The following is a 20,789-nucleotide window of genomic DNA, read 5'->3' as shown; positions in this document are numbered from 1 at the left end:
GCATGGAAGATGCAAGCCCCTTGCCATCGACACCCCGACGGAGGTCCCCATGCTGTCCAACCTCGCCCCCGACATGGCGCTTGCCGAGCGCGTGCTGGAAACCCTGCGCGAACGCACCGCCGACACGGTGGGCGTCACCCGCGAAGGCTACGGCGCTGGGGAGGAGGTCGCCCACGCCCTCATGCGCGACGAAGGCACCGAATTGGCTCTGGAGATGCGCAACGACCACGCCGGAAATTTCTATCTGACCCTGCCCGGCGCCGACCGCAGCGCCAAGCAGGTGATGATCGGCAGCCATCTCGACAGCGTCCCCCGCGGCGGCAATTACGACGGTGCCGCCGGCGTCGTTGCCGGCCTGGCCGCCGTCGCCGGGATGCGCCGCGCCGGCTACACCCCCAGGAGCGACGTCACGGTCATGGTTACCAGGGCGGAGGAGGGCGGCGCCTGGTTCGCCGCCGGCTATCCCGGTGCCCGCGCCGCCTTGGGCACCCTGCCGCCGGAAAACTTGGAATACATCCGCAGCGACACCGGTCGCACCCTGGCCCAGCACATGCGCGACCTCGGCTTCGATCCGGATGCCGTGCGCCAGGGCCGCAAGGAACTCAGCCCCGACAACGTCGCCGCCTTCCTGGAACTGCATATCGAGCAGGGTCCGGTGCTGGAGGCCGAGCAGATCCCCGTCGGCATCGTCACCGCCCTACCCGGCAACCGCCGCCATCGCTGGGCGCGCATCACTGGCGAGTGGAACCACTCCGGCGCCACCCCCCGCCGCTACCGCCGCGACGCCGCCATCGCCGCGTCCGAACTCGCCTACCGGCTGGACCAGGAATGGGCGGCGCTGGATGCGGAGGGGCGGATCATGGTCTGCACCTTCTGCACCTTGAACACCCATGCGGAGGCCAGCATGTCGAAGGTCGCCGGGGAGGCGACGTTCGGACTGGACGTGCGCAGCCCCGACCAGGCCACGATCGACGAGATGTACACCCGCCTGGACCGCATCGTCGCTGACATCACTCGCACCCGCGGCGTCACCATCGACCTCGGCCCCGCCACCCGCACCGTGCCGACAGTGATGAACGCGGGCGTACAAGCTGGCCTGGCGAGTGCGGCGGACGCGCTGGGCATCGCCCATCGCAGCATGCCCAGCGGGGGCGGCCACGATACCTCCGCCTTTGTCCAGGCCGGTGTGCCCGCAGGGATGCTGTTCGTCCGCAACCAGAACGGCAGCCACAACCCGGACGAGGCGATGCGGATGGAAGACTTCGCCGCCGCCTGCGCCGTAGTCACCCGCTGGGCAGCAGATCGGGCCGGATGACCGGCCGATGCGCTACAGCGGGCGCACCGCCGTGCGATGCCAGCCGTCGTCGTGCCGCTTCCAATAGGCCTGTTTCAGGGATGCCGAGATCGGGCCCGGACGGTCATTGCCCAAAATCCGGCCGGAGATCCGGGCGCCGGGCATGACGCCGCCGGCGGTGGTGGCGGCGAACACCTCATCGGCGTCCTCCAGCAGGGCGCGCGGGATGGGCGCGACGACGGCCTCGATCCCCATCGCCTCGCAAAGCTCGAAGACGGATTTGCGGGTGATGCCATGCAGGCTGCCGCGGTCTGGCGTCATCACGCGGCCGTCCTTCACGATGAAGATGTTGAAACCCGGACCCTCGGTCAGGAAGCCCTCGGCATCGCACAGAATTGCGGTGTCGTAGCCATTGTCATGCGCCTCGAACAGCCCGGAGGTGAGGTCGCTCCACTGGTAGTTCTTTACCGTCGGATCGACCGAGGCATCGGGCACGCGGGGGTTGCTGGCGATCCAGAAATGCGCGCCGCGTTCCTGCACGTCCGGCGGGATCACGTCGATCCAGGGCAGCGCGTAGGCGATCAGGTGGTTCTCGCAATCCTGCGGGCGTCGCGACCCGGCCAGTTTGGGCCGCCCGCGGCAGGCAACCATCGCAACGTAGGAATCCGCCAGCCCACTCAGCGCCACGCAGCGATGCAGCACGGCCTCGATCGCTGCGCGGTCCTCCGGCGGGTTCAGCCGGCGGGCCTGCATGGAGTGGACGAACCGATCCAGATGATCGTCCAGCCGAAAGAACCCATCCCGGTACACGTGCACCACGTCATAAACCGCATCCGACCGGGTGAAGCCCCAATCGGTGACGGGCAAGGTCGCCTCCGCAATCGGGACGAACTGGCCACGTATATAGGCGGCGCCGGCGCCAAATCGGTTCTCGGTCATGCGGGGTGCGTCTCGTCGGCCGGGATCGTGGCGAGGCATTCAGCGATCGCGGCGATGAAGCGGTCGGCGTGCTCCGGCTCAAACACCAAGGGCGGCCGGATCTTCAGCACGTTGGCATGCGGCCCGGCGGCGCTGATAAGGATGCGCCTTTCCCGCAGCGCGTTCACCAGCTTGCCCGTGGCTACGGTGGCCGGGGTGCGGCGGGCACGGTCGGTGACCAGTTCCAGCCCAACGAACAGCCCGGCGCCACGCACGTCGCCGATGACCTCGTGCCGTTCCATCAGGTCCCGCAGCCCGGCCCGCATGTAATCGCCAGTGGTGCGGGCGTTCTCGATCAGTCCCTCATTCTCGATCACGTCCAGCACCGCCATGCCCACCGCGCAGGACACCGGATTACCGCCGAAGGTGTTGAAGTAGCGGGAGCGTTGGCCGAACGATTCGAGGTATTCCGGGCGCGCGACCATGGCGGCGACCGGGTGGCCATTGCCCATCGGCTTGCCCATGGTCACCAAATCCGGCACCAGGCCATGGCGGGAGAAACCCCACATGCCGGCGCCGGTGCGGCCGAAACCGGGCTGCACCTCGTCGGCGATGAACAGCCCCCCCGCCTCGCGAATGGCCGCGGCGGCCGGTTGCAGAAAGCCCGCCGGGTCGGACAACACGCCGTCCGAGGAAAAGATGGTGTCGACCAGCAGGGCCGCGGGCTGAATGCCATGGGCGCGCATGTCGGCAATGGCGGCGCGCACGTGGCCAGCGAAGGCCTCGCCGATATCGGCACCATTCGCATGATAGGCGTTCGGCGCGGGCACCGTGCGCACGTTGCTGCCGAGCGGCACCTGCTTGCCCAGCGAGGGCGACATGCCGGACAGCACGGAGGTGACGCCGTGATAGGCCAGCTCGGTAACGATGAACCCGGTGCCGCCAGTGTGATTGCAGGCGACGCGATAGGCCAGGTCGTTCGCCTCGCTGCCGGTGCAGGTGAACATCACCTGGCTAAGCTCCGCCGGGAAGGTGGCCAGCAACCGCTCGGCGTAATCCAGGATCCCATCGGTGACGTAGCGCGTGTGGGTGTTCAGCACCGCCGCCTGGCGCGCGAGCGCGGCAACCACATGCGGATGACAATGCCCAACGCAGGCGACGTTGTTGTAGACGTCCAGATACGCCTCGCCGTCTGGGCCATACAGATGGACCCCTTCGCCGCGAACGACATGCACCGGATTGGCGTAGAACAGGCGATAGGCCGGGCCTAATAGGCGTTCGCGCCGGGCGATCAGGGATTTTTCGGCCGCGGACAGCCCAGTGGCGGCCGCGGCATCGTAGGCGTTGATCATCGACATATTTGGCTCATCCCAACTGGCAAGCATTGCGGAGGATCGCCTGCATATCCTCCCGCGGGATCGCGTCCAGCCCGGCCAGCCCCGTCCAGGTGCGGCCCTGGTTGCGAAGAATATACGGGGCGTTGTCCGGGTGGCGAACGGCCCGCCACGAACTGATGGCGATACTGAGCGACAGGCGCGCACCCAACAAATCGGGCAGCACCGCGATCTCCTCCGGCAGCAGCGGGCAGATAGCGTGATAGGCAGCGACGATTTCCGCCACGCCGCGCAATGCGTCGGCGCCGGTGGTCACGTGGTAGGCGGCTGCGGTCGCCAGGTCCTGCACCATCGGCGCGCGCACCATGTCGCCGAAATCGATGATGCCCACCAGGCGTGTGTCGTCCGCCGGATCGGTGAGCATGTTGTGCGGGTTGAAGTCGTTATGGATCAGTTGCGCCCGCAAATGCGGCAGTACCGGCAAGGCGTAGGTTTCGAACTGGTCGAAGAATCGCGTGGGCAGGCCACGACGCGCCGGGTCGACATGGATGAGCAGGGGGCGCACCCGGGCGGCGCGCTGCAAATCCCACAGCAGGTCGTGGCCATCGGCAGGGTGGCGAAAATCGGCCAGCGACAGGTTCAACCGCGCCAGAGCGCTGCCGATGTCGCGGTGGCGCGCAGCGCTCGGCTCGGTCGAGTGCAGCGGGCGCCCCTGGACGTAGCTCAGCACCCGCACCACGCGCGGCTGCGCACCCGGCGCGTGCCACAGCACCGGCTTGCCCGAAATCGGCAGGTGCACGCGGGGCAGCGGCAGCGACGGGTCACGAAGCGCCGCGTGCAGCAGGGCCTGGTCCTGCAAATCCAGCACCGCCGGGTCTTCCTCGGGGTGGCCGATCTTCAGCACGAACTCGCGGCCAGCGGTGTCGGTCAGGTGAAAGTTGCGATCCCGCTCGCCGGTCAGTGGGGTGGCAGTCCCGGTCAGGCCGAAATGCAGCCGCGCCAACGCCACCGCGTCATCATTCGACGCTGGCGGAACTGGACGGTCGAGCAAGGCGCCGAGTTGCTCCGCCGACTGGTCCACCTGCTGTCTCCATCCCCACGGGCCACTGCCGGAGTTGGTCATAGCCGGGTCGGCCAAGCGCGTCCAACCGGGTCAGCCCAGCTTGCCGATCGTCTGCGTGCCTGGCCGATAGACCCTAGGCGTCGGCGGTTGCCTTCGCCCGGCCCCGTTTCGCGCCCGCTGCCTTCGTCCGGCCGCGCTTCTTGGGGGCTGGCTCCAACTCGACCTCCTCGGCCGGTTCAGCCTCTTCCGGTTCGTCCATCAGGACGATGTCGGCCGGCCCTTCCTCCGGCTCCGGCTCCATCTCGGCCTCTTGCTGCACGTCCCATTCTGGCTCGGGCTCGGGCTCCTGGAATAGGTCGACGCCCAGCATCACGCCGATCTCGTGCAACCGCTCGGCATAGCGGCCGGCGATCGCCTCCACGCTGAAATTGGTTCGCACGTTCAGTTGCCCGGCCGCACCGATCTCCAGCGCCCGCTCGCGGTTCTGTTCCACCTCGCGCATGGCAGCGGACGCCGACGCGGTGCGGGGCTCGGCCCATTGGCTGTCCCGTTCGACGAAGATGTATTCGTGCGGCTGCGGGCCAACCAGCTCGTATTCCACCAGGTAGCAAGTCTGCTCGTTGCAGAACTCCATATTGCCGGAATAGGCCGTGGCGATGACGGGAATACCGAGCTGCATCGCCTCGATCATGCCAAAGCCCCAGCCCTCGGACCGATGCAGCGAGACGTAACAATTGCAAAGCTGCTTGAAGGCCAGCAATTCCGCGAAACTGAACGTCTCGTTGATGACGCTGATGCGGAAATCAGCAGCGCAATGATGCGCGATCTGCGCCCAAACCTTCTTCTGATACGGATCGTCCACCTTGAACCGATTCTGCGTCTTCAGCACCAGCGCCACATCCTGGCGCGAGGCGGGAAATGCCTCGCGAAAGGCGCGAATGACCCCGAGCGGATTCTTTCTCTCCACGAAGGAGAACGAGTCGAACGTTGCCAGAAAGATGAACGTATCCTCCGGCAACGCGAAATACGCCCGGGTGAGCTCGAGGCCAGATTCGATTGGTTCGACCGCCATGCCGACATTGATGACCGGAATATCGGTGTAGCGGCTGTAGATCTCCCGGTTGTATTCGGACGAAACCCAGATTTCGTCCAACATTTCCAGCGCCAAATGATGACAAGCAGGAATACGGGTCAGCTCCCAGAAGAAATACCCGATATTGTAAGAATCCTTGTAGATCGGCTGTTCCTGGTAGGCGAAGGCCAGCGGGATCGATTCAGCATTCAGGTGAATGAGGTTGACCGTGCGCGGCGCTTGAGGAAACCTAGTCTCAGTCTCGTTGGAAAATCCTACGGGCGCAGGATTGTCCATATCGAAATTCTGCAACGAGATGTTGCCGGTCATCGATTCCAGCACCTGCAGCGACATGCGCGAGGCCTGCCCCAGCCCCGATGTCGCACTGAGCGGCCCAATCAGCGCCACGCCGGGATAGACCGGCCCTGCCAGTTCCGGCTTGCCGTCGTAGCATTCCGCATAATGATCGCTGTATCCGCGCAGCTTGCGCCCGGAGCGGAGCGAGTATCCCCCGATCTCGATCCGCTCGATCAGCCTTTCACGAATGATACGCGCACCGCTCAACCGGATTGCAGTCTCATCGGACGTGATCGTCAGCTTCACGCTCGGTTTGCTCGGTTCCCGCGCCTCGTCCAGATCGAGCCCGGCAGCGAGGCCAGCCGAGGGAAGCTGGGCAATGATCGAATCGAGCACGATGTGGCCGGGCTCCCGGGCCAACGGCGCCAGTAGCCGGCCAATCGCATCACGCGGCAGGAACCGCACCAGATGCGGCTCCTGCCCGCATTGGAACACCAGATAGACCAACAACGCCACGCGGTCGGCCTGCCGGTCGAGCCGCAGAAAGTGCAAGGCCGAATGCACCTCGTAATAGCGTTGGGCGAAGTAATTGAGCTGGAACGGCAGCCAGCGCTGGGTGCTATTCACCTCGTTGAGCGTGTCCACATAGAAGTTGGGCACCAACGCGCCTTCGAGCTTCATGGGTGGCGCACGTTCGATGCACCACCAGTAAATTGCCTCGGTCACCACCCGGTGGTCGTTCAGATCCCAGTGCTGCCCAAGTTCGCGTCGGATGAACGTGTGGGAAATCATGCTGACGGGGCGGGCGAAATCGACCACCGGCAGCGGCGTATTCAGGAAGGCAATCTGTTTCGCCGACAGCGGCAATTTGTGCTTGCGGTGCTGCAGATACGTCGTGAAATACCAATCGATGATCCGCAAATGCTCCAGCGTGTCACCATCCAAGTCCAGCCGTTCGTTCACTCGGGTCCGGTAGCACTCGTACGCGAGGTAAAGATTGATCAGCCCGTCGCCGCTAGCGCCCGGATACTCGGCCAGCATCTTGTCCGGATTTGCCCGAGTCTTGAACGGAGCAGGAACCGCCTCGACCATATCCCGGCTCATATCACCCTGGCTCATAGCACCCTGGCTCAAATCACTGGGCATCGTCAGCCACCGCAAAAGGCTGGGCCATTTGGTTCAGGATCCCGAGATATTGCCTCGACCACGGCATACGCGTCAGCGATTCCGCGAGGCTGGTGGAAATCGTCAGCAATGGCGCGACATCCGGCGACCCGGCCGCAGCAACGGTCACGGTGTTACCCGCCAGATCCCATGCGCTGACATCGACCGTAAAGGCATGAAACCCATTTCCCAGCTTAGCTTCGAGCAGGTCTTTTCGGAAACCATTGGCCAGGATCGTGAGTTTCTCACCGCCGGTCGAGGAAATCTCCAACGACACCGAAAAATCCGGCCGCATACGGTCGAAAACCCAACCGTTCATCACACCGTTGTCGAAATCGTCAATATGGAGCACCCAACTGATTGGTTTGGCGGCCGTATCCATTTCCGTGCTCTTTCGGTAGCTTGACACTTGCAAGTGGCCTTCCAGGAGGGGTGGGACGTCGAAATGGTGGGGGATTATGCCAGGTAAATCGACGCCGGTACTGCCTCTCGCCCGCCCAATTGCGACCCATCCGTTTTATACAGATTGGAGGGTGGTGCAAGGGATGCAGGAGATCCAGCGCGGCCAATGGCCCTAGCACAGAACAAGCTTAACACCAGCCGAACTAGACCAGCGTCCCACCGGTCACATCAATGCAATTATACAACGCCAACCGGCCGATGACGCAAATCTGGAAGAAATCAGCCCCAAATCAAATCGCCAATGCCATATCGTTACGCATCCGGGCGCTTTGCCCGGCGGAACGGCCAGCTTGTCACCTCGCCTGCGAACAGCGCCCACCAGACCAGTACGGGTTGGAACGCCAGGCGCGGGGCATGATACCACCAGCCCAACTGCATCTGCGCCCCGGGCAGTCCATACATCGCGTGCTTGATGTTCGCCGGGTAGACGCACACTGCATACAAGGCGAGCCCGATCCCGGCCGCCGGGCGTGCCCACCGCAGGGGCGAGCGTGACGTCGGCCGGCGGGGCAGCAGCAACCCACTCGCTCCCGCAAGCTCGCACAGCCCCGTCACCAAAATGACCAGCCGCGGAAATGGGACCCAGCCCGGCGTAATCGCGACGAACACGTCTGGCGTGCCCAGGTGAAACACGCCGGCTGCGACATAGATGGTGGCAAGCGCGTAGCGCGCGACCGTGCGACCCCTTTCCACCTTGGGTCGCTCGGCTGCCGCGCCGGCCGCTCCGGGACGTTGTGTCCTGGGCAGCCGCGACTTATCGATAGAAGGATATGCCATGCCCTCGTTATTCGACCCTATTCGCCTCGGTGCAATCCAGGCGCCGAACCGGATCCTGATGGCGCCGCTGACCCGCGGCCGCAATACCCGGGAATTCGTGCCCACGCCCATGATGGTGGAATATTATACGCAGCGGGCCAGCGCCGGTTTGATCATCTCCGAGGCAACGGGGATCAGCCGGCAGGGGATGGGCTGGCCATACGGTCCGGGGATCTGGAACTCGGAGCAAACCGCCGGCTGGCGGGCGATCACGGAGTCGGTTCACAAGGCCGGCGGCCGCATCATCTGCCAGCTTTGGCATATGGGGCGGATCGTGCATCCCAGCGTCAGCGGAACGCAGCCAGTGTCTGCCTCCGCCACCACCGGGCCAGGTGCGGCGCATACCTACGAGGGTAAGCAGCCCTATGTAGAGGCGCGGCCGCTGCGTGTGGACGAGATGCCGGGTCTGCTGGACGACTATCGCGCCGCGACCCGCAATGCGATGGAGGCAGGGTTCGATGGTGTCCAGGTCCACGCCGCGAATGGCTACCTGATCGATCAGTTCCTGCGTGACAATTCGAATTTCCGGGACGACGCCTATGGCGGGTCGATCCCCAACCGGGTGCGGCTACTGCAGGAGGTGACGCAGGCCGTGGCCGACACGGTGGGCGCCGACCGCACAGCCGTCCGCCTGTCGCCGAATGGCGATACCCAGGGCGTCAACGACAGCGACCCGTATGCGCTGTTTGCAGCGGCAGCGGCCGCATTGTCCAAGATCGGCATCGCTTTCCTGGAACTGCGCGAGCCGGGCAAGGATGGTACGTTCGGCAAGGGCGAGGTTGACCCGGTGGCCCCGGCGATCAAGGCCGCCTTCAATGGCCCCCTGGTGTTGAACTCCGATTATGGGCAGGCGAGTGGGCAGGCTGCCCTGGACGAAGGCCGCGCCGACGCCATTGCGTTTGGCCGCACCTTCCTGGCCAACCCGGACCTGCCGCATCGCTTCGCCAAATCCATCCCGCTTGCGCCGGACGTGCAGGCCACCTGGTACAGCCAGGGTAAGGAAGGCTATATCGACTACCCCGCCGCCATTTCCTAGCAGCGGTCCGGCGGGTGGCTAGGCCGCCCGCCGGAGACTCAAATCCGACCAAATGGCCGACAGGGAACGCACGAGGTGCGCGATATCGGCCTCGCTGTGCAAGGGCGACGGGGTGATGCGCAGCCGCTCGGTCCCGCGGGGAACAGTCGGATAGTTGATCGGCTGCACGTAGACGCCGAATTCCTCCAGCAGCCGGTCGGTCACCTGCTTGCACAGGATCGGGTTGCCAACCAGAACCGGGACGATGTGGCCGCCGTTGCGGTGGTGCGGCACACCAGCGTCATCCAATGCCGCGCGCAGTTGCGCTACACGCTGCCGGTGCGCCAACCGTTCGGTGTCGCTCGTCTTCAGGTGACGGATACTGGCCAGGGCACCGGCGGCGATCGCCGGCGGGATGGCCGTGGTGAAGATAAAGCCCGAGGCGAAGCTGCGGATGAAATCGCATAGCGCCGAGGAGGCAGCGATGTAGCCGCCGATGACGCCAAAGCCTTTGGCCAACGTGCCCTCGGTCACCGTCAGGCGATGCGCCAGGCCTTCCCGCTCGGCAATGCCACCGCCCCGGGGGCCATACAGGCCAACGGCGTGGACCTCGTCCAGATAGGTCATCGCCCCGTAGCGGTCGGCCACGTCGCAGATGGCCGCGATCGGGGCAACGTCGCCATCCATCGAATAGACCGACTCGAATGCCACCAGGCTCGGCGTGCCCGGCGGCAGCGCGGCAAGCTTGCGTTCCAGATCCGCCGGATCGTTATGGGCGAACACGATCTTCTTGGCGCGGCTATGCCGTATGCCCTCGATCATCGAGGCATGATTGCTGGCGTCCGACAGCACGACGCAGCCCGGCAGCCGGGCCGCCAGGGTGCTCAGCGCCGCCCAATTCGACATGTAGCCGGAATTGAACAGCAATGCCGCCGCGGTGCCGTGCAGGTCTGCCAGCTCCTGCTCCAACAGCACGTGGTAGTGGTTGGTCCCGGCAATGTTGCGCGTTCCGCCAGCGCCGGCGCCGCATTCGTCCAAGGCTTTATGCATCGCGGTGAGGACGGCGGGATGTTGGCCCATGCCGAGATAATCGTTGGAGCACCAGATGGTAAGGTCGGCCGGCGCACCCGCGCGCATGTGCAGGGCGTGCGGAAAACGCCCGGCTTGGCGCTGTAGATTTGCGAAAATACGGTAGTCGCCATTCTGGCGAAGTTCGTCGAGTTCGCGACGAAAGAAACTCTCGTAATCCAACGGCGCACCGCCCTCGTTCGAGCCTTCTGAAGGCTGGCACCTCGCCGGCCTCTTATCGCACGATCACATGGGGTGGCGAAACGCAAACACCAATCAGCACCGGGTCGGGCCGAAGGGCTAGACGAGTGTGACGATCATCACCACCACGCCCAGGCAGCCCAATATGGCCAAACGGCGCAGCAGCCGTCGCTCGGCCTTGGCAAAGTCCTGCTTCTGCTCGGCAGACACTTCAGGTAGCGCATCACCGAAATACATGGATCTCTCCTCTCAGCGTGGCGACGGATCGCCCGTTAAAACTGTCTCAAAATACATAAACTATCTCTTAACTAATTTCAAGCGCAGCTTGGAGGCGAGTTCCGGGTCATTTCGATAAAAAAATGGCGCCCGGTTTCCCGGGCGCCATTTTTGGCCGACGCGAATGAGAGCCGACGCTTACTGCGCGGGCGCCGTCGTGGCCGCGGCCTTGGCAGCGGCCACATGGCGGCGATGACGCACGCGACGATGATGGGCAGCGGCACGGCGTGCACGGTGGGTGCTGGCCGTGGTGGGAACCGCCGCAGCGGCAGTGGAGCCGGGGGAAGACGTGGTGGTGGCAGTGCTGTTCAGGTCACCGGTGGCGCGGGGCGGCTGGGCGTTCTGCGAGCCGGCGGAGAAGCCGGGGGGCAGGCCGGGCTGCGGCGCGCTGTTGGAAGGCTGGGCATAAGACGGGGCAGTAAACGCCAGGCCAACAATGGCCGTGGCGAACATCGCAAACTTGCGCATCGACGGAGGCTCCTCGGGGGTGGGCGGGCTTAATCCCAGGCGTGAGTATGCCGGGGGCAGGCATGCTTGCAATGAGACTGCGGTAAATATCCAACACTGTTGCGGCCAGGGTACAGTTGATCACCAACCGCCGCTCTCGGATAAATCCGCCAACGATACGTCAGGGGGAAAGACATGCCGAAAATCATTGCCTTAGGCGCAGCCATAGCGCTCGCCATCGCTCTGCCCGCACAGGCTGCGGATCTGGCAGCGGTCAAGGCAGCGGGCGTGCTACGCGTGGGAACGACGGGAGATTACAAGCCGTTCACCTTCCGCGAGACCGACGGCAATTACCGCGGCGCCGACATCACCATGGCCCGCCAGCTGGCAACGGAGTTAGGCGTCAAGATCACCTTCGTGCCGACGGTGTGGGCCTCGCTGAACAGCGACTTCGCCGCCGATAAATTCGACATCGCCGTCGGCGGCGTCACCATCCTGCCGGCGCGGGAGAAGATCGCCGCCTTCTCCACCGCGACGATGGTGGATGGCAAGCGGCCGATCGTTCGCTGTGCCGACAAGGATAGGCTGAACAGCATCGCCGCCATCGACCGGACGGACGTACGGGTGGTGGTGAACCCCGGCGCTTCCAACGAGGATTTCGCCCATGCGAACTTCCCCCATGCCAAGCTGACGGTCTTCCCCGACAACGTCACCATCTTCGACGAGATCGCTGCGGGCCGGGAGGATGTGATGGTGACCGACGGGATCGAGGTCGATCACCAGGCGCTGCTGCACCCCCAGCTTTGCGCCGCCGCCGTCCCCGCCCCGTTCACCAAGCTGCAGAAGGCCTACATGCTGCCGCGCGACCCGGCGTTCGTGGAGGCAGTGGATCGCTGGTGGGCGGGCCAGCTCGCATCCGGCGCCTGGACGCGTGCGCTGGACGTCGCCCAGCACGAGCCATGAGCATGGTTGCATGGTTGCCAAACGCCACGGGTGACACTTCCTTAGAGGCATGAACCTCTTCCCCTGGCGCCGCCCCCGCATCCCCGTTGTCGAACTGCACGGCCTGATCGCCGGTCGAGAGGGGGCGCTGAACATCCGCTCCGCCGGGCCGCTGGTGGAGCGGGCGTTCGCCAGCGTGAAGAAGGGCGGCATCCTCATCTTGGACATCGACAGTCCCGGTGGCTCGCCGGTGCAGTCCGAACTGATCGCCGGGCTGGTGCGGCGCCGGGCAGAGAAGAAGCAGGCCCGGGTCTACGCCGTCATCGGCGAGGCTGGCGCGTCCGGGGGATATTGGTTGGCCTGCGCCGCCGACGAAATCCATGCCAGTGCGATGAGCATCGTCGGCTCCATCGGCGTGGTCGGCGGTGGCTTCGGCTTCGACCAGTTGATCCAGCGTTACGGGGTCGAACGGCGGCTATACACCGCAGGCCAGAACAAGGCGCGGTTGGACCCATTCCGCCCCGAGCAGCCGGAAGACGTGGCATTCGTGCAGGCGCTGATGAGCGATATTCACGCCCGGTTCAAGGCATGGGTGCAGGAACGCCGGGGCAGCCGCCTGTCCGCCGACCCGGCGGTGTTCGACGGCAGCTACTGCCTGGGCGCGCGGGGCCAGGAATTGGGGCTGGTCGATGGTCTGACCTCCGTCGACGAGTTGGTTCGCCGCCTCGCCGGCGAACGCGCGCGGGTGCGCCGGTTCCGCGTGCGCCGGCGGTTTAGCCTGGCCCGGCTGCCGCGCATGATGATGGAGGCAGCGCTCACCCTCGCGGAGGAGCGCCGGCTGGAGTTCCGGTAGCGGAGCCGGCGGGATTGGCAGACCGGTCGCGCGTGGTTAGACCGTCCCGGCGGACATGGTGCGCCGGGAGAGTGACTGGATGACGACTCGGACGGTTTTGCTGCTTGCCATGACCACCCTGCTATCCGGATGCGGTGGCCCGACTATTCTGGCGACGGTACCAGGCGGGGGCGGGCTAGCGCCGGGTCAGTCGGTGCTGGTGGATGACGGGCGCTGCCCGACAGGCCAGCTCAGCAAGGTCACGGGCGCCAAGTCGCTGACGGGGTCGCGAACCTTTACGTGTGTTGCGAAGCCCTGATGCGGGCTGACTGATGGGGCCGGGCGCCACTTTTGGTGCCCTCGCACATCTATGGGACCTGCCAAGCGGTCCCGCGATCGGTCTGTCTTAGACGACGGTAGTTAGACGACGGTGTTCAGTAGGCCAGTGCTTGGTAGGCCAGTGCTCGATAGGCCAGTGCTTGGGACCGGGTTCGAGGATGGTCGTTTAATCGGCTGCGCCTGTTGGTCATTGCGGGTTAAACCCTGGGTTGGCGTCTTGGTGTTCGTATCGGTCGTGCGCGTGGGCCCTGGATAGGGCGGGATAGCCAGTGACGACGAATACGCGCTGATGCTCATACAGTCTCCCGTTTGCGATGTTGCAGACCCACCATCGGCCCATTCGCTTATCAGGTGATGAACATGGCATTGCGGTTTGTAACTTTCACCTGTGAATCGCTGTCACCTTAAGAAACTTGCCTTCCGAGGGCGGGGGGCGGAGCATTGGGCAGCGCAGTGGGCGGGAGTACGGGATGCGGGCAGTCGGTCGGGTTGGATCTCTGGTGATGGCGGCAGGGCTTGCGGGATGCGTGCTGCCCCCACCATTGCCACCGCCGCCCATTCCCCTGGTGGCGCTGCCCGGCCCCGGCAAGACCGAGGCGCAGTTCCAGGGCGATGACGGACTCTGCCGGAATGCCGCCAATACGGTGCCCCGGGACGGCTATGCCGCCCCACCACCCGGCGCCCGGCCGCCACAGTCGAATGCATACCGGCCCGCGCAGCCTCCGCCGCAGGGCACACAGCCTGCCGATACCTACGCGGGCAGCGCGCAAGCGGGCGAACCACCGCCGGTGCAGGTCACGCCGGGCATGGTCTACCTGCGCTGCATGGCAGACCACCAGAACATCGTGCAGCCAATGGCGCCGGCACGGCCGGTCCTGTACGGCTACTACCCGGCATATCCGGTATACGCCGGATTCGGCGGCTATTATCCCTGGCTCTACGGTGACGCCATCGGGTTTGGCTTCTACGGCGGGTGGGGTGGAGGCTGGGGCGGCTACCGCGGCGGCTGGGGCGGTGGCGGCTATCGCGGCGGCTGGGGCGGACGCGGCGGCTTCCGCCGCTAGCTCGCCGAGCTGTCCAGCAACGTCATTGCCTGACGAAGGTCGGCGACGAAGGCGGCATATTCCCGCTGCCTGCTCGCCTCGTCCGGTAGGCGCAGCAGATAGGAGGGATGCACCGTCACCAGCGCCTGCCGGTTGCCAGTCAAGGCAATCGGCCGGCTGCGCTCCCGCGAAATGGTGACCACGCGGCCCAGCACGGCACGGGCCGCGGTGGCGCCGAGTAGGACGGTGACGGCGGGCTGCACTTCTTGCTGTTCCAGATCCAGCCAGAACTTGCAGGCAGCAATATCGCCCGCGTCGGGCTTGGCATGGATGCGGCGCTTGCCCCGCGGCTCGAACTTGAAGTGTTTCACCGAATTCGTGACGTAGGCGGCGGCGCGATCGATCCCGGCCTCGGCCAGCGCAGTGTCGAACATCTTGCCCGCCGGGCCGACGAACGGGCGGCCGGCAAGGTCTTCCTGGTCGCCCGGCTGCTCACCCACGAACATCAACCTTGCATCGGCGGGCCCTTCCCCGAATACGGTCTGCGTGGCTGGTTCCCACAACGGACAGGCGCGACAGGACGCAGCCTCGATCGCGGCGCGGCGCAGCTTCGTATCGGGCAGATGGTCCAGCGTCGGGGGTGCGGCGTCGGGGATGCGCGCCGGTTTTGCGGGGGAAATGGTCGGGGCCTCCACCATCGTGCTCACCCGGGCAGCGGCGCCGCGGATCAACTCGGGTATCGCGGCAGCCTCGGGCAAGTTGCGCCAGTATTTACGCGGCATCTCCGACGTCATGGCGCCGATCTTCAGCCGCGCCGGGTTGAAGATGCTGCTGAAATAGGCGCGCCAATAGGCTTCCAGCCGGTCATCGTCGGGGATGTCGGCACGGGCGGCCCCGGCGGTGAAGCTCAGCTCCTCGCCATTCCAGTGCGCGCTGCGATAGGGCGTCAGGATCGACCACACCATGGTGGCGAAACGACGCACGAAAAAGGCCGCGTTGGCCTCGACGATGTAATTGTCGGGCTCGAACCATGCGACGTAGCGCGTGCCTTCCGGCTCGGCCACCTCGCGGAAGCGAACAAACGCCCGCATTTTGTGCGTGTCGCGCCGGACGGCCTGCGCCAGCCGGTTGGCCCGCTGCACGTCCGGGTCGGTCACCTGCTCCAGCAGATGCCGCTCACCGGCATGGGCCCGCCACAGCAGTTGATAGAGCAGGGCAAATCGGGCTGGCTCGCGGGCTTGGATCACGGTTTGCGCCAGGTCCACCAGGGCGCGGGGAACATTGAACGTCCCGGCAGGTGGTGCGGCAGCTGGTTCCTCGGAGGCATCGGCAAACAGGTCATCGGGCGCGCGGACCGACCAGACGACGTCCTCCGGCGGCACACCCTCCAGCGCCAGGGCGCGCGCGGCGCTGCGCCAACCGCCCCAATCCACCTCGTGCGGCAAGATGACGCTGCGGCTCATCCGAACAGGTCGGATTGCACGGGACGCGGCGTCAGGCGCTGGCGCAGTCGCTCCCCATCCAGCCCGGCACTGCCACCCGTGTGCCCGGCGGCGATCACGAAGGCGCTGATCTTGGCCAATGGCAATCGCAGGCGCGCTAGATCGTCCATCCGCAGGCTGCGATAACGCCGCGCACGCAGGATGGCGTTGACCGACTTGACGCCGATGCCCGGAATTCGCAGCAGCATCTCCTTCGCCGCGGTGTTCACGTCGACCGGGAACTGGTCGCGATGCGCCAGCGCCCAGGACAGTTTCGGGTCGATCGACAGGTCCAGATTGCCGGCCGTATCCGTCTCCAACTCCGGAGCGGAAAAGCCGTAGAACCGCATCAGCCAATCCGCCTGATACAACCGGTGCTCCCGCACCAGCGGCGCGTGGTCAGGCGGCAGCGCGGCGGAGGCGTCCGGGATCGGGCTGAATGCCGAGTAGTAGACCCGGCGCAATCCATACGATCCATACAGGTTCGTGCTCATCGCCAGGATATCCCGGTCCGAGCTTTTATCCGCGCCGACGATCACCTGCGTGCTTTGCCCGGCGGGCGCGAAGCGGGGGGATTTCCGCTCCGCCTTCGCCTCGTCGATGCGCAGCCGCATCCGCCCCATGGAGCGACGGATGCCCGGCAAGTTCTTCTCCGGCGCAAGGGCGGCAAGGCTTCCCTCGGTCGGCAGTTCGACGTTGATGGACAAACGATCGGCATACCGCCCGGCCTCCAGCAATAGCGCCGGGTCGGCATCGGGGATGGTCTTCAGGTGGATGTAGCCGCGGAACCCGTGCTCCTCCCGCAGCGTGCGGGCGACACGAACCACCTGCTCCATCGTGTAATCGGGATTGCTGATGATGCCGGAGGAGAGAAACAGCCCCTCGATGCAATTGCGGCGATAGAAGCCGAGCGTGAGGGTGACGACCTCCTCTACCGTAAACCGCGCCCGGCGCACGTTGGAGGACCGGCGGTTGATGCAATACAGGCAATCATAGACGCAGGAATTGGTCAGCAGGATCTTCAGCAGGGAGATACAGCGGCCATCCGGCGCGTAGGCATGGCAGATCCCCATGCCCTCCGTCGATCCGATGCCGGTCTTCTCGCCGGCTGAACTGCGCTTTTCCGTGCCGCTGGACGCGCAGGAGGCGTCGTATTTCGCCGCATCCGCCAGGATCTCGAGTTTCTGCAGCAGGTCCATCGGACACCTATGGTTGCGGTTTTGTTCTAATCACTCCGGGCGAGTCTGCAAGATGCCGGGCCAATCACGAACGAGCCTCTTGCGCCATAACGCCAGCGGAGGAGGATGGGTGCATGACCAGTTCCTATGCCGCCATCGGCGCTGCCGCCGCCCCCACCTTCTCACGCGACGGGCGCACCCTGTATCATCTGCGCGGGGCGGGCACGCCCCAACTCTGGTCAATGGGGCTCGACGGCGGGGGCGACCGCGCGCTGGCGGAAATGGGGGAAAAGACGTTCTTCCTGCGCCGCGCACCGAATGACGAACGCATCATCTTCGGCACCGACGCCGGCGGGGACGAGCGGCAGCAGCTGTGGCTGTATGATGGCGGGGTGCCGCTCGCGCTGACCGAGGCGCCCGCAGTGATCCACGATTTCGGCGCCTGGTCGCCAGACGGCACCCAATTCGCCTACGCCGCCAACGACCGGGACGAGGCGCATTTCGACGTGCTGGTGCGCCCGGTGTCCGGCCCGCCGCGGCGCATCTACCAGGGCACGCACCAACTGGCCGTTGCCGCCTGGCACCCGGAGGGCGACCGCCTGTTGCTGCTCGCCGACGAGGCGGAGGGCGACCAGGCATTGCTGGTGCTGAGCCTGGCCGACGGCACCGCCCGCATCATCCCACACCACCGCCCGGCCGCGTTCAAATCACTGCGCTGGACCAAGGCGGGCGAGTTATTCGGCCTGTCCGATGCCGGCGGGGAGTTCGTGGCGCTGCACCGGATCGATCCGGACACCGGCGCGCTGACCCTCCTGGCGGAGGCGCCGGGCCGGGATCTGGAGGCATGGTCCTTGGCGCTCGGCGATACGGTGCTGGCCACGGTGGAGAACGACCGGGGCTACGCGATCGTGCGCATTGGGCCAATTGGCGCCGAACGCCGCGTCGTCTCCGGCCTGCCGCACGGCGTCGCTGGCGAGCTGGCCTGGGCACCGGATGGGTCCAGCCTGGCGCTATCTGCCAGCGGCCCGACCACGCCACCGGGCATCTACCTGGTCGACCCGGCCACCGCCCAGGCGCGCGCGGTGTGGGTTCCGGAGGCGCCGGCCGCGCTGGCATCGTTCCACCTGGTGGCGTGGACCAGTTTCGATGGAAAGATCATCCCCGGCTGGTTCGCCACCCCGCCAGGCGCGGCGCCGGAAACTGGATGGCCAGTGGTGGTATGGGTGCATGGCGGCCCAGCCGGGCAGACACGGGCGAATTTCCGTGCCGACATGCAAATGCTGCTGGCCCAGGGCTACGCCGTGCTGATGCCGAACGTGCGCGGCAGCACCGGATATGGCCGCGCCTACACCGCCAGCGACGATGTGGGCGCCCGGTTGGACAGCGTGCACGATCTGGCGGCATCGCATGCCTGGCTGGTGGCGCAACCCAGCATCGACCCGGCGCGCATCGGCATCATGGGCCAATCCTATGGCGGCTACATGGTGTTGGCCGCAATGGGCGAATACCCGGCACTGTGGCGCAGCGTGGTGGACTATTACGGCATCGCCGATTTCACGACGTTGCTGGCCGATACCGGCCCATGGCGCAAGGCCCATCGCAGCCGCGAGTATGGCGACCCGGACCGGGATGCCGCGCTGTTCGCCCGCATTTCACCGATCAAGCAAGCCGCCGCCATGACCGCGCCGCTGTTGGTGCTGCACGGCACACGCGACCCCCGAGTGCCATATGGCGAGAGCGAGCAGATCGTGGCCGCGATGCGCGGGTTTCAGCGGGACGTAACGTTCGAGACATTCGACTATGCCGGCCACGGCTTCATCCGGCCGGAAGATCGCGACCGAGCCTATCGCCTGGTTGCCGCGTTCTTCGCGCGAACCCTCTAGGCGCCCATCGCCTGCCGCATGAACATCCGCTTCAGCGATGGCAACCGGTGCACGCCGGCAATCCCCGCGTCCCGCACGGTGCGGATGAGCGGATTGTCGGTGGAGAACAGCCGGTCCAGCGCATGCGTCGCCCCAAGCATCAACAGATTGGCAGGGCGTCGTCTTGCCTGGTAACGCGCGAGCAATTCAGGCGACCCTAAATCCTCCCCGGCCGCCCTGGCGTCGCGCAGCATGCCAGCCAGGGTGATTACGTCGCGTAGGCCGAGGTTCAGTCCTTGGCCGGCAATCGGATGGATGCCGTGCGCGGCATCCCCGACCAGGGCCAGTCGCTCCGCAGTGTAGCTGTGCGCGTGCATAGCGCTGAGCTTGTAAATCCAGCGGCGGCCCACCGGGCGCATCGCACCCAGATGATCGCCCATGCGACGCGCGATCTCCCGCCCAAAGGCAGCGTCGTCCAGGGCCATCATGCGCGGGGCCAGGGCGGCCCGTTCGGTCCAGACGATGGCGGACAGGTTCGGCGCGTCCTGCGTCCCGGTCATGGGGAGTTGGGCGAACGGCCCGCCGGGCAGGAAATGCTCCAGCGCCGCGCCACGATGCGGGCGCTCATGCGCCACGGCGCTGACGATGCCGTGCTGGCGATAGGCCAAGCGGGACACGCGAATCCCCGCCTGGTTGCGCAGCGGGGAGCCCCGCCCCTCGGCAGCGACGACCAGGCGACAGTGAATGGCAGGCCCCCCGGTGATCTGGACCACGGCGCCCTCGGCACTGCGTGTCACGCTTGCCTCGGCAGGGGCGAAGACCAGGCTGGACTCGAGCGCGTGCAGTTGGGCGTTTAGCGCCACACGCAGGCTGCGCGCCTCTACCATCCAGCCGAATGGGCCGGCATCGGCGTCGGCGTGGTCGAAATGCAGGAATAGCGGCGACGCCTTCTGCCCCACCTTCCCATCCGACACGCGAATATCCAGGATCGGGCAGGGCTCGAACGGCAGGCGGGCCCAAATCCCCGCCTCCTCCAGCAAATGGCGGGAGCCGGCGGCGATGGCGTAGGCGCGTCCGTCGAACGCCGGGTGTTCCATCGGCGGCAGGGCGGAACGGTCCACCACGGCAACGCGCACCCCGCCCGCGGCCAGGCTGCAGGCCAGCGCGCCACCCACCGGGCCGGCACCCACCACGCAAACGTCAACTTCGAGCCTATCCGCCATGAGAATCTGCCTATTTCGTAGGCAGCGTCGCACGCCGCCCATTGCGGCAGTTTACCGTCGTATGCGCCTGGAAGACCACCTTGGGTCGCAACAAACCCCCGCGATTCATCGCCATCTGGACCGGCACGCTTCTTGTTTAGGAGCCCTCTGAAACGTCGGTCACCGCAGGCGGCCCGGCGTCGAACAGGAAGCGAGGAAATCGATGAAGCTCATCATGGCGATCATCAAACCCTTCAAGCTGGACGACGTGCGCGAGGCGCTCACGTCGCTTGGGGTGCAGGGTTTGACCGTGTCCGAGGTCAAAGGCTTCGGCCGACAAAAGGGCCAGACCGAAATCTACCGCGGGGCGGAATACCAAATATCGTTTCTACCAAAGGTGAAGATTGAGGTCGCCGTGGCCGCGAGCCTCGCGGACCAAGTGGTCGAGGCGATCATGAAGGCTGGACAGACGGGCAAGATCGG

General features: G+C 65.8%; 20 protein-coding genes. 8 read left to right on the top strand and 12 right to left on the bottom strand.

Annotated features, from left to right (window positions below; genetic code table 11):
* Positions 1–49: 49 nt before the first annotated feature.
* The gene (locus GSQ76_RS05335) at positions 50–1,315 is read left to right on the top strand and encodes a hydantoinase/carbamoylase family amidase (protein ID WP_158742878.1); all 1,266 of its coding nucleotides are present in this window, start codon (positions 50–52) and stop codon (positions 1,313–1,315) included.
* A 12-nt stretch (positions 1,316–1,327) separates the two neighbouring features.
* Here the strand turns inward: GSQ76_RS05335 and GSQ76_RS05330 are convergent, their stop codons facing one another.
* The 6 genes from GSQ76_RS05330 to GSQ76_RS05305 all read right to left on the bottom strand — a co-directional run bounded on the left by GSQ76_RS05330 (position 1,328) and on the right by GSQ76_RS05305 (position 8,297).
* A complete protein-coding gene (locus GSQ76_RS05330) occupies positions 1,328–2,233 on the bottom strand; it encodes an aminotransferase class IV (RefSeq protein ID WP_158742877.1) in 906 nt (301 codons plus the stop codon).
* Positions 2,230–3,570 (bottom strand): aspartate aminotransferase family protein, encoded by a 1,341-nt coding sequence (locus GSQ76_RS05325; RefSeq protein ID WP_158742876.1) that lies wholly within the window; start codon positions 3,568–3,570, stop codon positions 2,230–2,232. Before GSQ76_RS05325 ends, GSQ76_RS05330 begins: the two co-directional genes overlap by 4 nt.
* Before the next feature lie 7 nt (positions 3,571–3,577).
* Entirely contained in the window at positions 3,578–4,627 is a 1,050-nt protein-coding gene (locus GSQ76_RS05320; RefSeq protein ID WP_158742875.1) for a phosphotransferase, read from the bottom strand.
* A gap of 115 nt (positions 4,628–4,742) precedes the next feature.
* Complete coding sequence (locus tag GSQ76_RS05315; RefSeq protein ID WP_158742874.1) at positions 4,743–7,082, bottom strand: glycosyltransferase family 4 protein; 2,340 nt, start codon at positions 7,080–7,082, stop codon at positions 4,743–4,745.
* 31 nt (positions 7,083–7,113) lie between these two features.
* Positions 7,114–7,524 (bottom strand): hypothetical protein, encoded by a 411-nt coding sequence (locus GSQ76_RS05310; protein ID WP_158742873.1) that lies wholly within the window; start codon positions 7,522–7,524, stop codon positions 7,114–7,116.
* A gap of 332 nt (positions 7,525–7,856) precedes the next feature.
* Positions 7,857–8,297, bottom strand: a complete 441-nt coding sequence (locus GSQ76_RS05305) for a DoxX family protein (protein WP_216850910.1) — start codon at positions 8,295–8,297, stop codon at positions 7,857–7,859.
* Between the two features lie 82 nt (positions 8,298–8,379).
* On the opposite strand from GSQ76_RS05305, the gene GSQ76_RS05300 reads away from it, so the two are divergent.
* The gene (locus GSQ76_RS05300; protein ID WP_158742871.1) at positions 8,380–9,456 is read left to right on the top strand and encodes an alkene reductase; all 1,077 of its coding nucleotides are present in this window, start codon (positions 8,380–8,382) and stop codon (positions 9,454–9,456) included.
* Positions 9,457–9,474: 18 nt separating this feature from the next.
* Here GSQ76_RS05300 and hemA read toward each other — a convergent pair whose 3' ends face one another.
* The 3 genes from hemA to GSQ76_RS05285 form a co-directional block, all read right to left on the bottom strand.
* Positions 9,475–10,686: a 5-aminolevulinate synthase gene (hemA, locus tag GSQ76_RS05295; protein WP_158742870.1), complete on the bottom strand. Its 1,212-nt coding sequence runs from the start codon at positions 10,684–10,686 to the stop codon at positions 9,475–9,477.
* Positions 10,687–10,803: 117 nt separating this feature from the next.
* Positions 10,804–10,941, bottom strand: a complete 138-nt coding sequence (locus tag GSQ76_RS05290; protein WP_158742869.1) for a hypothetical protein — start codon at positions 10,939–10,941, stop codon at positions 10,804–10,806.
* A gap of 177 nt (positions 10,942–11,118) precedes the next feature.
* Entirely contained in the window at positions 11,119–11,448 is a 330-nt protein-coding gene (locus tag GSQ76_RS05285) for a hypothetical protein (protein WP_158742868.1), read from the bottom strand.
* Between the two features lie 174 nt (positions 11,449–11,622).
* Here GSQ76_RS05285 and GSQ76_RS05280 point away from each other — a divergent pair, with 174 nt between their 5' ends.
* The 4 genes from GSQ76_RS05280 (at position 11,623) to GSQ76_RS31035 (ending at position 14,604) form a co-directional block, all read left to right on the top strand.
* Positions 11,623–12,390: a transporter substrate-binding domain-containing protein gene (locus GSQ76_RS05280; RefSeq protein ID WP_158742867.1), complete on the top strand. Its 768-nt coding sequence runs from the start codon at positions 11,623–11,625 to the stop codon at positions 12,388–12,390.
* A gap of 49 nt (positions 12,391–12,439) precedes the next feature.
* Positions 12,440–13,222, top strand: coding sequence for a S49 family peptidase (locus GSQ76_RS05275; protein WP_158742866.1), 783 nt, complete (start codon positions 12,440–12,442; stop codon positions 13,220–13,222).
* 79 nt (positions 13,223–13,301) lie between these two features.
* Entirely contained in the window at positions 13,302–13,520 is a 219-nt protein-coding gene (locus GSQ76_RS05270) for a DUF6719 family protein (protein ID WP_158742865.1), read from the top strand.
* A 490-nt stretch (positions 13,521–14,010) separates the two neighbouring features.
* Complete coding sequence (locus GSQ76_RS31035) at positions 14,011–14,604, top strand: hypothetical protein (protein ID WP_216850912.1); 594 nt, start codon at positions 14,011–14,013, stop codon at positions 14,602–14,604.
* Here the strand turns inward: GSQ76_RS31035 and GSQ76_RS05260 are convergent.
* Both GSQ76_RS05260 and GSQ76_RS05255 read right to left on the bottom strand, forming a co-directional pair.
* Entirely contained in the window at positions 14,601–16,046 is a 1,446-nt protein-coding gene (locus tag GSQ76_RS05260) for a UdgX family uracil-DNA binding protein (protein ID WP_158742864.1), read from the bottom strand. The genes GSQ76_RS31035 and GSQ76_RS05260 overlap by 4 nt on opposite strands.
* Positions 16,043–17,263: a putative DNA modification/repair radical SAM protein gene (locus tag GSQ76_RS05255; RefSeq protein ID WP_158742863.1), complete on the bottom strand. Its 1,221-nt coding sequence runs from the start codon at positions 17,261–17,263 to the stop codon at positions 16,043–16,045. Before GSQ76_RS05255 ends, GSQ76_RS05260 begins: the two co-directional genes overlap by 4 nt.
* Before the next feature lie 113 nt (positions 17,264–17,376).
* Here GSQ76_RS05255 and GSQ76_RS05250 point away from each other — a divergent pair, with 113 nt between their 5' ends.
* Positions 17,377–19,125, top strand: coding sequence for a S9 family peptidase (locus GSQ76_RS05250; RefSeq protein ID WP_158742862.1), 1,749 nt, complete (start codon positions 17,377–17,379; stop codon positions 19,123–19,125).
* On the opposite strand, the gene GSQ76_RS05245 is transcribed toward GSQ76_RS05250, so the two are convergent.
* Entirely contained in the window at positions 19,122–20,327 is a 1,206-nt protein-coding gene (locus GSQ76_RS05245; protein WP_158742861.1) for a UbiH/UbiF/VisC/COQ6 family ubiquinone biosynthesis hydroxylase, read from the bottom strand. The genes GSQ76_RS05250 and GSQ76_RS05245 overlap by 4 nt on opposite strands.
* A gap of 202 nt (positions 20,328–20,529) precedes the next feature.
* Between GSQ76_RS05245 and GSQ76_RS05240 the strand changes: the two genes are divergently transcribed.
* On the top strand, positions 20,530–20,789 hold a 260-nt coding region (locus tag GSQ76_RS05240; RefSeq protein ID WP_174247293.1), incomplete at its 3' end, for a P-II family nitrogen regulator.

It is taken from the genome of Acidisphaera sp. L21 (assembly GCF_009765685.1).
In the GTDB taxonomy this organism is placed as follows: Bacteria; Pseudomonadota; Alphaproteobacteria; order Acetobacterales; family Acetobacteraceae; genus LMUY01.
Note: the sequence above shows the minus strand (reverse complement) of the source record. Positions and strands in the feature narration are given on the sequence as shown.

What these genes read in the sequence shown, in the direction of transcription:
- GSQ76_RS05335 (WP_158742878.1), top strand. Translation starts at nt 50, where the DNA reads ATGCTGTCCAACCTCGCCCCCGACATGGCGCTTGCCGAGCGCGTGCTG.
- GSQ76_RS05330 (WP_158742877.1), bottom strand. Translation starts at nt 2,233, where the DNA reads ATGACCGAGAACCGATTTGGCGCCGGCGCCGCCTATATACGTGGCCAG.
- GSQ76_RS05325 (WP_158742876.1), bottom strand. Translation starts at nt 3,570, where the DNA reads ATGTCGATGATCAACGCCTACGATGCCGCGGCCGCCACTGGGCTGTCC.
- GSQ76_RS05315 (WP_158742874.1), bottom strand. Translation starts at nt 7,082, where the DNA reads ATGAGCCGGGATATGGTCGAGGCGGTTCCTGCTCCGTTCAAGACTCGG.
- GSQ76_RS05310 (WP_158742873.1), bottom strand. Translation starts at nt 7,524, where the DNA reads ATGGATACGGCCGCCAAACCAATCAGTTGGGTGCTCCATATTGACGAT.
- GSQ76_RS05300 (WP_158742871.1), top strand. Translation starts at nt 8,380, where the DNA reads ATGCCCTCGTTATTCGACCCTATTCGCCTCGGTGCAATCCAGGCGCCG.
- GSQ76_RS05290 (WP_158742869.1), bottom strand. Translation starts at nt 10,941, where the DNA reads ATGTATTTCGGTGATGCGCTACCTGAAGTGTCTGCCGAGCAGAAGCAG.
- GSQ76_RS05285 (WP_158742868.1), bottom strand. Translation starts at nt 11,448, where the DNA reads ATGCGCAAGTTTGCGATGTTCGCCACGGCCATTGTTGGCCTGGCGTTT.
- GSQ76_RS05280 (WP_158742867.1), top strand. Translation starts at nt 11,623, where the DNA reads ATGCCGAAAATCATTGCCTTAGGCGCAGCCATAGCGCTCGCCATCGCT.
- GSQ76_RS05275 (WP_158742866.1), top strand. Translation starts at nt 12,440, where the DNA reads ATGAACCTCTTCCCCTGGCGCCGCCCCCGCATCCCCGTTGTCGAACTG.
- GSQ76_RS05270 (WP_158742865.1), top strand. Translation starts at nt 13,302, where the DNA reads ATGACGACTCGGACGGTTTTGCTGCTTGCCATGACCACCCTGCTATCC.
- GSQ76_RS31035 (WP_216850912.1), top strand. Translation starts at nt 14,011, where the DNA reads ATGCGGGCAGTCGGTCGGGTTGGATCTCTGGTGATGGCGGCAGGGCTT.
- GSQ76_RS05260 (WP_158742864.1), bottom strand. Translation starts at nt 16,046, where the DNA reads ATGAGCCGCAGCGTCATCTTGCCGCACGAGGTGGATTGGGGCGGTTGG.
- GSQ76_RS05255 (WP_158742863.1), bottom strand. Translation starts at nt 17,263, where the DNA reads ATGGACCTGCTGCAGAAACTCGAGATCCTGGCGGATGCGGCGAAATAC.
- GSQ76_RS05250 (WP_158742862.1), top strand. Translation starts at nt 17,377, where the DNA reads ATGACCAGTTCCTATGCCGCCATCGGCGCTGCCGCCGCCCCCACCTTC.
- GSQ76_RS05245 (WP_158742861.1), bottom strand. Translation starts at nt 20,327, where the DNA reads ATGGCGGATAGGCTCGAAGTTGACGTTTGCGTGGTGGGTGCCGGCCCG.